Here is a 12,297-nt window from a genome sequence, read left to right on the forward strand (position 1 = left end):
ACGTCGCAGTGAACACGCCGTCCTATGAGATAGTGTCACAACGGCCCGTTCGCAGTAGATCGACTGAAGAGCACGGCCTGGCTGTCAGCGAGCGTTACCGGTTCGCCCGGGTCCTTGACTGCCAGCCCTGGGGAGGCGAGCGCGACATCCCACCCGTTTTCGTCGACATCGACGAGATGACTGGGAGTGACGGTTTCGGCAACGCCTTCCATGGTCCCCACGAACAGGAGTTCTTCGCCGGTCTCCGAATCGGTGCGGTAGCCGTAGTACAGTACTGTCCCGTCAGTCGGATAGACGTAGTCGAGTACATCTTCGCCCGTAAGGTCTGTCGTCACCCAGTCGTGCTCGTGGCGGAACCGTCTGACTTCGAGGTCGAACGCGGTTCGGTCGTCGTCCTGTGTGTCGGTCCAGTGTGAGAGCGTGGCGAAGTGAGCGATGTCCCGCATCCAGTCGAGACCCAGTTGTTCCAGGTCCTCGACGGAGAGGTCGTCGCCGACGGGTGTCCCGACCACAGAAAGTAGCGCTGCCATTTCCGCCTTGTCGTAGTCGGTCATGCTGACCGTGTCGCTGAGACACGTCAGGAACGCGCTCAGTTCCGCGCGGCTTTCGAATCCCCACTCCTTGAGACGGGTGAAAAACCGGTCGTCTTCGAAGTCGCGGTCCCGTATCTGCCATTCGGGGAAGTTCTTCTCCTCGGCGAGGACTTTCAGGTTCCAGACGGCGTCCGTGTCGCGGACGAAGCCCCACGGGGCTCGCATGTTGGCGTGCGTGAAATCCATCGGACAGCCGGGCATGAAGCCGTGAAACAGGATCGTCGTGGCGGGATTGTTGTAGGCCCGTTCGAGTTGCTCCTGCCGGCTGTCGCCGAGATATCGGTTTATCTGTGGCTGGCTGAACGGCGGGTCCGGTTCGAGCTGTGTCCCGCGGCGGATCGTGTCGTGGTTCGCGACCCCGGAGATCCAGTTCTCGCCCGTGTCCGCGACCTCGCGGACGCGCCACCACTTCGTCGCCCAGAACGTCTGCAATGCCGGCGTATTGTGGGCGAACGTGACCGGCCCCCACTGGTAGGCGTGGGGGTGTTCCTCGATGAGCGTCCGGTACGTCGACGCGAGTTCCCAGTCCGAGCGCGGCCACGGGCGGCCGTCCTCGTAGATCATCCACGGACGGTACTCGACACCGGCCACCTCCTGTGTCACCCGGTCCATCTCGGCGAGGTACTCGTCGTCGTGGTACTCCTCCTCGGCCTCGGGGTCCCAGTTCGTGAAGTCCTGTGCGCCGTCGACGCGGATCCCGTCCGCCCCGAAGTCCATCTTGCGGCGCTGGAGTTCGAGCAGGCCCGCACGGACGACCGGCTGGGTGTAATCAAGCTCCTGCCCGTACATCCCCGGTCCGGCGAACCACTCGTCGTTGAGCAGTGGGAGCGCGCCGTTGTCGGCGTGGCCCAGCGCGATGTCGAAGACGACCTTGACCGGGTCCGGCATCGTGTGCAAGGTCGCGATGAGGTCGACGAGTTCGTCCGGCCGACGGCTCTCTAAGATGGCCGGGTTGACCGTTCCGAACCCGGAGATGACAATGTCGTACCCCCAGTTTATCATGTCGGGGCGCCTGACTGTCGCCGTGAGCTGCCCCTCGCTCTCGGCCTCGGGGAGCCAGTAGCCCAGTTCGTCTTCGTTCTGTGTGATGGGGGCGAGCGGCATTAGCTGGACGGCGTCGTACCCGGTGAAGTTGCGTTCAGCCGGCGTCAGCGCCTCGCCGTCGCGCTGTTTCTGACCGATTCGGTCGAAGACATCGGTGAGGCCAGCGAGCGTGCCCGACTCGGTTGCGGTCCCCGGGTGGACTTCGAGCATGCTCGTCGCAGGCTCGAATCGGGGCAATCCGTCGTCCTCGTGGGCGTGCGGGGCGGCACCGTCCTCTGCGAGCGCTTGGAAGTACGCACGGTCGTCTCGGCGCTCATCGAGGCGGTCCATGTCGTACAGCTCCGGCGGGCCGTAGGCACCGAAGGGCAGTGAGTCCGCAAACGGATCCGTGATGGTCTCCCGGCTGCCGTCCTGCTCGTAGCTGAGGCGGTAGAGCGTCCCGAGCTGGTCGCGAGTCCCCGGCCGTGGTCCGTCAACCGCCGCCCACGTAAACTCCCCTTCCCGGCGCGTCTCCACGAGCTGTCTGTCGAAGGCGACGGTCTGCTCAGCGGCGGCCAGGTCGACCGGCTCTGTCGCCGTCAACAGTTCGAGTTCCACAGATTCGGCCGGCACCGCACCGACGAGTTCCGGCGTCCAGAACCCGAACTCCGCGTGGCTGTCTCGCCAGTGTGCACCGAGCCGGGACGTGATTTGCGTCGCCGCGTCGAACCGACTCTCGTGCTCGTCGAGTCGGTCACGCTGCCAGGTACACAGCGCGTCGGTCGCATCGGGTCGGAAACTGGAACGCGCCATCAGACGTCATCCCATTGCCTGTCCGATTCGTTCATAGCACGTATGTCTCTCACACACAATATGAGCGTTTCCCTCACATCACTACCTGTGCCCCACCCGCACAGCCGAGAGCGTTGCCTCTGGTCAGCCCGTTCACGCAGGCGAAAATTACAGTATCGAGCCGACCACCAGCTGCCGGGACAGCAGTCACGTGCCGCGGTCGCCCACAAAAAAGCCGCCGCCCTGCCCTCAGTCGTCGGCCGGTTCCACGACGCTGTCGAGTCCGGTCATCTCCAGCCCGCCGCCGATGGTCCGGTTCGGATACGGCATATTGATGTCCTCGGCATCGAACCGCTGCTTGACTGACTTGACGTACTCGGCGCGGGTCTTGACGAAGTCGGACCGACTGGGGTTTTCGATCCAGATACGGGACTGGAGTCCGACAGAGGAATCACCGAGTTCAACGAGGCGAACGGAGGGCTCGGGGTCGTCCATAATCCCCGGGTGTGCCCTGGCCTCGTCGAGAATGATTTCAGTCGCTTCGTCGATGTCGTCGTCGTAGTCGATGCCGAACACGAACTTCAATCGGAGCTGGTCCTTTGCGACAGGGTTTTTGATGACGCCGTCGGTCAGATTCGAGTTCGGCACGGTAAGCAGTTCGTTGTCGAAGGTCCGGACGCGAGTCACACGGAGGCTAATGTCCTCAACGACGCCTGAGTTACCGTCCCACTCGATCCAGTCACCGATGCGGAACGGCTTGTCGGTGTAGATGAACACGCCGGCAACGAAGTTCTTGATGACATCCTGCATCGCGAAGCCGATGGCCAGCGTCGCTGCCGCGGCGATGGTCGCCAGCGACTGCAGGAAGTTCCCGTACTCGGCCATCCCGAAGGCGACGGAGATGGCGACGAACACGATACCGATGCTGACGACCTTCTTCAGCGGCCGCCGAGCGTGCGTATCGAGGTCGCGGGACTTGAGCGAGCGGTCGACGATAGGCAGGACGATTGCCTTCCCCAGAACGTAGACGAGGGCGAAGACAACGACGAAGACCACTGCCGAAGCGATAGAGCCGGCCGCTGGCACACCGAGCCCGTTGAGTAGGTCGGCGAGTGGCTGGACCTGCATCATTTCTCAAACACAGCAGTGTGTCCCCGAACCTGAATCACGGTGGCGTTGACCAGCTCAGCAAGGTCGTCGGCGAGTTCCTCGGTCGTCGTGCCGCCGCGGGACGAGCGGAGGAACTTGACTTTCACCAGGTCGGTGTTCTCCAGCTGGTCATCGAGTTCGTCCGCTACTGATTCGATGCCGTGTTTGCCGACGCGGAGTGTCGCGTCGAGGTCGTGTATCCGAGACTGTCGAGAAGAGTCACTCATGTACACGGTTTAGCGCGGACAGCCCCTTAAAACCAGTAGTCGTAAAGAATCCTCAGTCGTACGGGTAGCGGGACTGTGACCCACAGTCGCAGGTGATGACGACGTGGCCGGACTGGGTTCGCGAGCGGGCGTTGTGGCCGTGCAAGAGATACGTGTCGCAGGCGTCACATGTCGACCGCTCGAACGACCGCGGCAGCCGCAGACGGTGACGCTCCGCGACGCGTCGCGCGCGCCGGACGTACGACCGAGCACGGTCTTCGTTGCCAGCCTGGACGGCCTCGCGAGCGAGCGACTGGAGGCGCTCGATACGCTCGCGGGCGATGGTCGCCTCGTCCGTCATTGGCGGTACTGGGTCGGCGGCGGGAAAATGCCTTCCGAACGAGCTGGCAACTGCGATCTATTACAACCCCTCACAGGGAAAGTCGATAGGATTTTCGGCCCCGGTGGAGTTGCCCGAGACGTGCGCGTCCTGAACTATCTCGAACTAGCCGACCGCCTCGACCGGTCGGGCATCGGAACTGCCGTGGACCACCAGCGGGCGGCGCTGTCCGAGACCGACATCGAGGTGGAGACGACGCCCTGGCAGGAGGGCCATCCGGCGTGGGCACTGGGTGGCAATATCGCCTTCAACGATCCGGTGTTCCGAGCGTTTGACATCGCTCACTGCAACATGATCGGACCGGGGTCCGTCGCTGTGGCACAACACGCGGCGCAGGCAGACATCCCGCTCGTCCTGCACGCCCACGTCACCCGCGAGGATTTCCGGGATAGCTTCCGCGGGTCGAACCTGGTCGCGCCGGCACTGGGTCGGTACCTCCGGTGGTTCTACTCGCAGGCCGACCTCGTGCTCTGTCCCTCCGAGTACACGAAGGACATCCTCGAGTCGTACCCGGTCGATGCGCCGATACGGCCGATGACAAACGGCGTCGACATCGACGCGCTGGCAGGCTACGAGGATATGCGCGAGGACTACCGCGGGCGCTACGACCTCGACGGGATGGTCGTCTTCGCCGTCGGCAACGTCTTCGAGCGCAAGGGGCTGACGACGTTCTGTGAACTCGCACAGGCAACGGAGCACGACTTCGCGTGGTTCGGCCCATACGACGCCGGGCCACAGGCCTCGAAGACCGTCTCGCAGTGGGTGAACGACCCGCCAGAGAACGTCACGTTCACCGGCTGGGTCGAGGACATCCGCGGCGCGTTCGGGGCCGGCGACGTGTACCTGTTCCCGACGAAGGCAGAGAATCAGGGTATCGCCGTGCTGGAGGCGATGGCCTGCGGGAAGGCGGTCGTCCTTTCCGATATTCCGGTGTTCCGAGAGTACTACGAGGACGGCCACGACTGTCTCATCTGTTCTGACAAAACGGAGTTCCGCGAGGCACTGGAGCGTCTCGCCGAGAACCCGGACCTGCGGGACCGACTCGGAGAGAACGCTAAAGAGACGGCCAGAGAACACAGCTTAGACCGGGTCGGTCGTCGGCTGATCGAGACGTACGAAAAACTGGTCTGATCGCCGCCCCAGCGGATTGTTATGCTGAGCGGGGGTCCGTTGCGACAGCTACCGACGGTGAGCGACGCCAGACGACTGCGACCAGTGCTGCGCCGACAAACACCAGCGCACCGGCGACTGAGAACGCGAGCAGAAAGCCGTAGCCGCCAAGCCAGCCGCCGAGTATCGACCCGACGCCGCTCGCCAGCCCAGAGACGGCGGTGTAGATGCCGAGCGCCTCGCCGCGAATCGCCGCCGGCGCGAGTTGGGTGACGACGCTGGCCGCGGTGACGGCGATGACAGCCCAGGCGACGCCGATGAGGGCGAACACGACGCCGGTGACCGCTGTGCCGACGAGCGCCGCCGAGAAGAGCAGTCCCACGACGGCGACGGCCGGGTGAAGCGCCGCGCGGGCGAGCAGGCTGCCGACCTGAAGCCCGCTCGGGTCGTACCGCTCGGCGAGTTTGCCGGCGCGGTCGTACCACAGCGCCGACCCGACGCTGGAGACGAGATACAGCGCAAAGACCAGACCGGAGTTGTAGCCGAGCGTCCGCGAGAGATACAGCGGCAACGGTCCCCAGAACACGCCGAACCCGACGAAGAAGGCGACGACGCCTCCGAAGTAGACCGTCAGCGCCGGAGTGAACCGGGCCACGACGTCCCGTGGATGTATCGACCGCGTGAGCCAGTACAGCCGGCCCGGGCCGACCGGGAACGTCGCGCTCCTGACCGGGAGCCGGCGCGACCGGGCGATGGCCCGCGAGAGCCGGCTGGCTCGTGGGCTGGCGAGTTCGTCGGGGTCGGCCGGTAGCCACTTCGCCGCGAGCGCCATCGACAGAGAAACGGCGGCCGCACACAGCCACAGCAGCGACTGCTGGGCGGGAACCTCACCGAGCGGTCCCGAGAGCAGCGTCGTCCACACGAGGCCGAGGACGAGGCCGCCGGCCCACCCCCAGCCCTGGTAGCGGTTCAGGACAGCGAACCGCGCGGGCCAGTCCCGCTCGACGGTTCCGACGGTGACGAGCAGGGTCAGCACCGGCGCGACCGCGCCCGCCGCGAACCACAGCAGGCCGTTGCCGACGATGACTAGCCACGGCCGCTCCGTCAGCGAGACGAGCACCAGGGCGATGACCGCCAGTCCCAGCGCGACCAGGACGAGCGAACGGCGCTTCCCCGTTTTGTCGGCGACGCGCCCGAAGACGAGCGCGCCGGGCGCGCCCGCCGCGGCGGCCACCCCGGCGAGGACGCCCAGCATGAACGTTTCGCCGCCGATGGCGACAAAATACAGCGGCACGAGCAGCGAACCCGCGCCCAGTGCCACCGATGCGAGCGCCCAGGCGTACAGCCAGCCGTCCCGGTCCATTACCCACACTCCACCACGGTCCCGGAAAAGCGCTCTGGCGCTTGGTGGCGGGTGACAATCACCTGATTAGTGGCTTGCCAATGGCAACGGTTTAAGCCCTGGTCCTGCTACGCCGCGGCGATGGCACTGCCGCACGTCGCGACGTTTACCGACACGTATCTCCCGACCGTCAATGGGGTGACCTACACGGTGCAGACGTGGCGGGACCGCTGGCGCGACCGCGGCGGTCGCATGGGCGTGGTCTATCCGAAAAGCGACCACGACCCCGCCGACAACGAGTACCCGGTCCGGAGCCTCCCGTTCCCGTTCTACGAGGGCTTTCGCCTCGGGATGCCACAGATACCGAACGGCGTCCGGGACGCCGAACTGGTCCACGCCCACACGCCGTTCAGCCTCGGGATGGCTGGCCAGCGACTCGCGGGGAAGCTTGACATCCCGTTCGTCGCGTCGTATCACACGCCCACGAGCGAGTACGCCGAGTACGTCTCCTTCAACGGCGCTGTCGAGTCAGCGGTCCGCTCCAGCGCCGAGAGCTACGAACGCTGGTTCCTTGGCCGTGCCGACACCGTTATCGCGCCAAGCGAGCGCGCAGCGACCCATCTCCGGGAGTCTATTGGCCTCGATACAACGGTGTCCGTCGTCCCGAACGGCGTCGACACGACCGTGTTCGAACCGGTCGACACGACCGACTTCCGGGACCGCTACGACCTCCCCGACGGCCCCATCGTCGGCTACACCGGCCGCCACGGCTACGAGAAATGTCTAGCTGACATCATCACCGCCTGCGAGGGGCTGGACGTGACTGTCGTGCTCGGCGGCGACGGCCCGGCCCGTGAAACCCTCGAAGCGACGGCCGAACACAGCGATGTCGACGTGCGGTTTCTCGGCTTTCTGGACCGGGCGGAGCTTCCCGAGCTGTACTCGACACTTGACGTGTTCGCGTTCCCCAGCCCCGTCGAAACGCAGGGGCTGGTCGCGCTGGAGGCCAACTGCTGTGGGACGCCCGTCGCGGGCGTCGACGCCGGCGCACTCAGCGACACCATCGAAGACGGTGAAACCGGCTACTCATACGACGAAGGCGACATCGACGGTTTTCGCCGGGCTATCGAGCGCGTCCTCGATGACCAGATACAGCTTCGAGAGCGCTGTCTTGCCCGGCGGGACGTAATCAGCGTCGAGCACGCCATCGACAAACTGGCCGACGTGTACGCTAGCGTGCTGTAACCGTCATCCGAACAGCGCCGGACTCCGCAGCTCAGGCCCGCGAGTGTGACCAACCGATACCGAACGCGAGCCCGTTGAGTGTCCCGAGCAGTATCCCGAGGTAGAAATCCCCCAGTGAGACGGCCAGTATCAGGCCAGCCCCGATTCCCAGTGCCAGCCCCTTCAGGACTGTCGGCCAGTGGAGCCAGCTGAGTCGCCCTTCGGCGTCGTCGCTCATACGCTCTTTCGGGCCGCCGGCGAGTAAACTGTACCCATTCGTCACGGGCGCTCGTGCTGGTCACGGGCGGACTGTCGCTCTGCCAGCGCAGCGATGCGGCGTTCGACGTCCGGATGCGACCCGGGCAGCAGCCGTTCGGAGACGCTCCGCCAGCGGTGGGCGAGCCGTTCGGCCCGTCCCTCCGGCGGGTCGGGCGTCCCGTCTGCAATCGCGTACGGCACCACACACAGTTCCCGCACACCGGTCTCAGCAGTTCGGATGTCCGTGGCCGGGCGCTGGTCCGCTGTCAGCGTCTCCAGAGCACTGGCGAGCGCCGCCGGGGAGCCACAGATGGCGACGCCGCCTGCGTCCGCCGCGTACTCCCGGACTCTGGACAACAGCCGGTAACAGGTCGTGCTGGCGAGATACAGCGCCGCGGTAAACGGTACTGCGGCGAGCGCGAACGCGACCAGCGGGAGGTGAAAATAGGCAGCGCCGACGGCGTTTCTGCTTATCTCTCCGTCGAGGAACCGGTGAGTGAACACCGACGTTTCGAGCGTGGTCCGAAGCCTCCGGGTGGCGCGTGCGCTCACAATCGGCAGGAACGCCGCCGCTGTCATCACGAACGAGTCGCCGTTTTTCAGATGCGCGAGTTCGTGAGCGAGGACGGCGTCCAGCTCGTCGTCGGCAAGCTGGTTGATGAGCGCCGTCGTCACGAACAGCGTCCGCTCGCCGGGCCGGCTCGCGGCGTAGCTGTTCGGCGTCGCCGAGTCGATGACGCGCACTTCGGGCGTTGCCATATCCACCGTCTGGGCCAGCCGTGCGACCCGCTTGCGGAGCTGTGTCGCAGTCCGCTTGCGTTTGATCGCGGTGAAGCGCTCTCTGGTGGTTTCCGGCTCGGGTGCCTCGGGCAGGTCCGGGCCGCCGGCGGCCTCCCGTAGCGTGACCCGGTAGCCAAAGCAGCACTGGAGGGCCAACACGAGCGGTGTCCCGGCGAGCACCACGGGTCCGAGCGGGACCAGATGAAACCCCCGGGTCCAGACTGACGCGCCGACCGGGAGGCCAAGCGCCGGGAGCAAGCCGTACGCGACGTGTGCCAGGACGTACGCCGTGACCACGGCGAGGGCGTCGAAGGCGACCAGCCCGAGCAGGAGGGCACCCAGCCGTAGCCGGCGTGTACTGTGGGTGGGGGGCACTCTCGTGTCTATTTCACCAGCCTGTTCAAAAAGCGTGACGGGGCGCAAACCCGTCGACCGCGACGCGGGCGAAAAATCACTCGTTCGCTCCGCTCACTCGTGTCCCTACGCTAGCGCGCTGCCGGCGCGGATTATTTCTCGCTCGCCAACCACCTTTTTGTTCCTCGGGTGTCCTCACTCACTGTGTTCGCTGCGAGCACCACTCGTCGAAAAACGTAGGCGAAAAATCGCTCGTTCGCTCCGCTCACTCGCGTCCCTACGCCAGCGCGCTGCCGGCGCGGATTATCTCGCGTTCGCCGAAGGCCGGTCCGACCAGTTGCAGGCCCACGGGGAGCCCGTCGTCGGTCTCGCCGGCCGGCACGGAGATAGCCGGGAGGTTCGCCAGGTTCACTGGGGTCGTGTTGGCGTCGGCCAGGTACATCGTGAGCGGGTCGTCAAGGCTTTCGCCGCGTTTCATCGGCGGGACGGGCATCGTTGGTGACGCCAACACGTCGGCGTCATCCAGCGCCTCGTCGAAGTCCTGTTTGACCCACGCCCGGGCGTCCTGTGCCTTCTTGTAGTACTTGTCGTGGTAGCCCGCCGAAAGGGCGTACGTTCCGAGGAGAACCCGGCGCTTGACCTCCTCGCCGAAGCCCTCCTCGCGGGCGTTGGCGAAGGAATCGTTCCAGTTGCCGTCGTAGCCGCCCGACTGTCCGTAGCGGACGCCGTCGAACCGCGCGAGGTTCGAGGACGCCTCGGACATGGCGATGACGTAGTACGCCTCGACGGCGTGTTCGACCGAGGGCAGGTCAACCTCGTGGTAGCTCGCGCCCTGTGCTTCGAGGTCGTCCAACGCCGTCCAGAACGTCTCGACAACCTCTTGGTCAGCCCCGTTGAGCAGCTCTGTCGGAACACCGATAGAGAGTCCGTCGACGTCACCGTCGGCAGCCGCCGCGTAGGAACCGTCGGCCTCGGGTGCTTCCTGTGTCGTTGCATCGTGTTCGTCCGGGCCGGCGATAACGTCCAGCAGTTCTGCAGCGTCCTCGACGGTCGGCGCGATGGGGCCTATCTGTTCGAGGCTGTTCGCGTAGGCCACGAGGCCGTACCGGGAGACCAGTCCGTAGGTCGGTTTGATGCCGACGACGCCACAGAACGCAGCCGGACAGCGGATGGAACCGCCGGTGTCGCTCCCCAGCGCGAGGTCAGCATCGCCGGCCGCGACAACGGCGGCCGAGCCACCGGAGGAACCGCCGGGGACGCGGCCCTCGGCGACGGGGTTCTCGACGGGGCCGAACGCCGACGTTTCGGTGGTCGTTCCCATCCCGAACTCGTCCATGTTGGTCTTGCCGGGGATGGTCGCACCGGCGTCTTTCAGCCGCTGGACGACCGTCGCGTCGTAGGGCGGGACGTAGTCGGAAAGCATCGCCGAGCCACAGGTCGTCCGGACGCCTTCGGTTGAGATGTTGTCCTTGACTGCGACGGTCGTGTCCGCCAGCGGGCCGTCCTCGGCCCCCTCGATTGTCTCGTCGGTGACGTAGCCGTTGTACGCCGTCATCTACGACACCTTCGGTCCTTTGAACTGTCCTTCCTCGGTGTCGCTGGCGTTCTGGAGTGCGTCCTCCTGTGAGAGACTTTCACGTATCTCGTCGGGGCGCATCACGTTCGAGAGGTCTGCCTCCCGTTCTGTCTCGGGCACATCGTCGAGCGCTTCGAACGCGTCGAGGATGTCACCGAACTGCTCGGTGAACCGCTCGATCTCGTCGTCTGCGAGGTCAACACGGGCGAGGTCGGCGACGTGCCGGACCTCCTCGGGATCGACGGCGGGGTCGCTCATGTCGGGCCGGAGTGCTGGATACGCGGTAAGCGTTTCGAAACACCGGGCAGAAATATAAATAAGTTAACAATTGTGGGGGTAATACACACGATTTGCCAACTCTTGTTTTCCGTTCCGAAAATTGGACTTCTGAAACAGACAAAAGTTTTAAGTCGCCGTAGATACAACAATAGGATACAACACGTTTTTCGGGTACGATACCCGGTTGTCCCACCCCCAACAAATGACCGATACCAGCATCCGCCGATACTCGAACGAGCGCGAAACGGAGACAGAGCAGACGGAGGAAGAGGAGTCGGAATCACTCGTCTGTCCGGAGTGTAGCGGTGCGCTACTCTCCGACAGCGAGCGCGGTGAGACGGTGTGCGAAGACTGTGGGCTGGTGGTCGAGGAGGACGAGATTGACCCCGGTCCCGAATGGCGCGCGTTCGATTCGAAGGAGAAAGACGAGAAATCCCGCGTTGGTGCGCCGACGACGAATATGATGCACGACAAGGGCCTGTCGACCAACATCGGCTGGCAAGACAAGGACGCCTACGGCAACTCCCTGTCCTCACGCCAGCGTGAGAAGATGCAGCGCCTGCGCACATGGAACGAGCGGTTCCGGACACGGGACTCCAAAGAGCGCAACCTCAAGCAGGCGCTTGGCGAAATCGACCGTATGGCCTCCGCGCTGGGCCTGCCCGAGAACGTCCGCGAGACCGCGAGCGTCATCTATCGGCGCGCCCTCGACGAGGACCTGCTCCCCGGCCGCTCCATCGAGGGCGTCTCGACAGCGTCGCTGTACGCCGCCGCGCGACAGGCCGGCACACCGCGGTCGCTCGACGAAATCGCCGGCGTCTCCCGCGTCGAGAAGGATGAAATCGCTCGCACCTACCGCTACGTCGTCCGCGAGCTGAGCCTCGAAATCCAGCCCGCCGACCCCGAAAGCTACGTCCCGCGGTTCGCGTCGGACCTCGACCTCTCCGAGGAGGTCGAACGGCGCGCCCGCCAGCTGCTCCAGAACGCCAAGCAAGAGGGCGTCCACTCCGGGAAGTCGCCGGTCGGCCTCGCCGCCGCCGCCGTCTACGCCGCCTCGCTGCTCACCAACGAGAAGGTGACCCAGAGCCAGGTCAGCGAAGTCGCCAACATCTCCGAGGTTACCATCCGCAACCGCTACCACGAACTGCTGGAAGCGGAAGACAACATCCACCCCTGACCGGTATCGTAACCTAAACCTCTGACTGTGCCGT

Annotated in this window: 11 protein-coding genes and 1 pseudogene; 3 read left to right on the forward strand and 9 right to left on the reverse strand. The window is 65.1% G+C overall.

The features are described from left to right. Positions 1-35: 35 nt before the first annotated feature. The 4 genes from gghA to DVK00_RS00235 form a co-directional block, all read right to left on the reverse strand. Positions 36-2,429 (reverse strand): glucosylglycerol hydrolase, encoded by a 2,394-nt coding sequence (gene gghA / locus DVK00_RS00220; RefSeq protein ID WP_121577078.1) that lies wholly within the window; start codon positions 2,427-2,429, stop codon positions 36-38. Positions 2,430-2,657: 228 nt separating this feature from the next. Continuing rightward, positions 2,658-3,536 carry a mechanosensitive ion channel family protein gene (locus DVK00_RS00225; RefSeq protein WP_101350398.1) on the reverse strand — a complete coding sequence of 293 codons (879 nt, stop codon included), beginning with the start codon at positions 3,534-3,536 and terminating at the stop codon, positions 2,658-2,660. After that, positions 3,536-3,784 carry a YhbY family RNA-binding protein gene (locus tag DVK00_RS00230; RefSeq protein ID WP_121513108.1) on the reverse strand — a complete coding sequence of 83 codons (249 nt, stop codon included), beginning with the start codon at positions 3,782-3,784 and terminating at the stop codon, positions 3,536-3,538. The genes DVK00_RS00225 and DVK00_RS00230 overlap by 1 nt, the downstream gene beginning before the upstream one ends. 52 nt (positions 3,785-3,836) lie before the next feature. Beyond that, complete coding sequence (locus DVK00_RS00235; RefSeq protein WP_101350400.1) at positions 3,837-4,124, reverse strand: ribonuclease P protein component 4; 288 nt, start codon at positions 4,122-4,124, stop codon at positions 3,837-3,839. A gap of 120 nt (positions 4,125-4,244) precedes the next feature. Between DVK00_RS00235 and DVK00_RS00240 the strand changes: the two genes are divergently transcribed. Next, positions 4,245-5,294 carry a glycosyltransferase family 4 protein gene (locus DVK00_RS00240; RefSeq protein ID WP_101350401.1) on the forward strand — a complete coding sequence of 350 codons (1,050 nt, stop codon included), beginning with the start codon at positions 4,245-4,247 and terminating at the stop codon, positions 5,292-5,294. A gap of 19 nt (positions 5,295-5,313) precedes the next feature. Here DVK00_RS00240 and DVK00_RS00245 read toward each other — a convergent pair. After that, a pseudogene (locus DVK00_RS00245) lies at positions 5,314-6,654 on the reverse strand (MFS transporter); the annotation flags it as partial. Positions 6,655-6,756: 102 nt separating this feature from the next. Here DVK00_RS00245 and DVK00_RS00250 point away from each other — a divergent pair. After that, entirely contained in the window at positions 6,757-7,860 is a 1,104-nt protein-coding gene (locus DVK00_RS00250) for a glycosyltransferase (protein ID WP_101350403.1), read from the forward strand. A 31-nt stretch (positions 7,861-7,891) separates the two neighbouring features. On the opposite strand, the gene DVK00_RS00255 is transcribed toward DVK00_RS00250, so the two are convergent. The 4 genes from DVK00_RS00255 to gatC all read right to left on the reverse strand — a co-directional run bounded on the left by DVK00_RS00255 (position 7,892) and on the right by gatC (position 11,065). Next, a complete protein-coding gene (locus DVK00_RS00255) occupies positions 7,892-8,077 on the reverse strand; it encodes a hypothetical protein (RefSeq protein WP_004516202.1) in 186 nt (61 codons plus the stop codon). Positions 8,078-8,118: 41 nt separating this feature from the next. Continuing rightward, positions 8,119-9,252 carry a M48 family metallopeptidase gene (locus tag DVK00_RS00260; protein WP_121577079.1) on the reverse strand — a complete coding sequence of 378 codons (1,134 nt, stop codon included), beginning with the start codon at positions 9,250-9,252 and terminating at the stop codon, positions 8,119-8,121. A gap of 256 nt (positions 9,253-9,508) precedes the next feature. Beyond that, a complete protein-coding gene (gatA, locus tag DVK00_RS00265) occupies positions 9,509-10,786 on the reverse strand; it encodes an Asp-tRNA(Asn)/Glu-tRNA(Gln) amidotransferase subunit GatA (protein ID WP_121577080.1) in 1,278 nt (425 codons plus the stop codon). Next, a complete protein-coding gene (gene gatC, locus DVK00_RS00270) occupies positions 10,787-11,065 on the reverse strand; it encodes an Asp-tRNA(Asn)/Glu-tRNA(Gln) amidotransferase subunit GatC (RefSeq protein ID WP_101350405.1) in 279 nt (92 codons plus the stop codon). Positions 11,066-11,288: 223 nt separating this feature from the next. On the opposite strand from gatC, the gene DVK00_RS00275 reads away from it, so the two are divergent. After that, positions 11,289-12,263 carry a transcription initiation factor IIB family protein gene (locus tag DVK00_RS00275; RefSeq protein ID WP_004591831.1) on the forward strand — a complete coding sequence of 325 codons (975 nt, stop codon included), beginning with the start codon at positions 11,289-11,291 and terminating at the stop codon, positions 12,261-12,263. The last annotated feature ends 34 nt before the right edge of the window (positions 12,264-12,297 follow it).

It is taken from the genome of Haloarcula sp. Atlit-47R (assembly GCF_003665985.1).
Classification (GTDB): Archaea; Halobacteriota; Halobacteria; order Halobacteriales; family Haloarculaceae; genus Haloarcula; species Haloarcula taiwanensis.

What these genes read in the sequence shown, in the direction of transcription:
- DVK00_RS00225 (WP_101350398.1), bottom strand. Translation starts at nt 3,536, where the DNA reads ATGCAGGTCCAGCCACTCGCCGACCTACTCAACGGGCTCGGTGTGCCA.
- gatA (WP_121577080.1), bottom strand. Translation starts at nt 10,786, where the DNA reads ATGACGGCGTACAACGGCTACGTCACCGACGAGACAATCGAGGGGGCC.
- gghA (WP_121577078.1), bottom strand. Translation starts at nt 2,429, where the DNA reads ATGGCGCGTTCCAGTTTCCGACCCGATGCGACCGACGCGCTGTGTACC.
- DVK00_RS00275 (WP_004591831.1), top strand. Translation starts at nt 11,289, where the DNA reads ATGACCGATACCAGCATCCGCCGATACTCGAACGAGCGCGAAACGGAG.
- DVK00_RS00255 (WP_004516202.1), bottom strand. Translation starts at nt 8,077, where the DNA reads ATGAGCGACGACGCCGAAGGGCGACTCAGCTGGCTCCACTGGCCGACA.
- DVK00_RS00230 (WP_121513108.1), bottom strand. Translation starts at nt 3,784, where the DNA reads ATGAGTGACTCTTCTCGACAGTCTCGGATACACGACCTCGACGCGACA.
- DVK00_RS00235 (WP_101350400.1), bottom strand. Translation starts at nt 4,124, where the DNA reads ATGACGGACGAGGCGACCATCGCCCGCGAGCGTATCGAGCGCCTCCAG.
- gatC (WP_101350405.1), bottom strand. Translation starts at nt 11,065, where the DNA reads ATGAGCGACCCCGCCGTCGATCCCGAGGAGGTCCGGCACGTCGCCGAC.
- DVK00_RS00250 (WP_101350403.1), top strand. Translation starts at nt 6,757, where the DNA reads ATGGCACTGCCGCACGTCGCGACGTTTACCGACACGTATCTCCCGACC.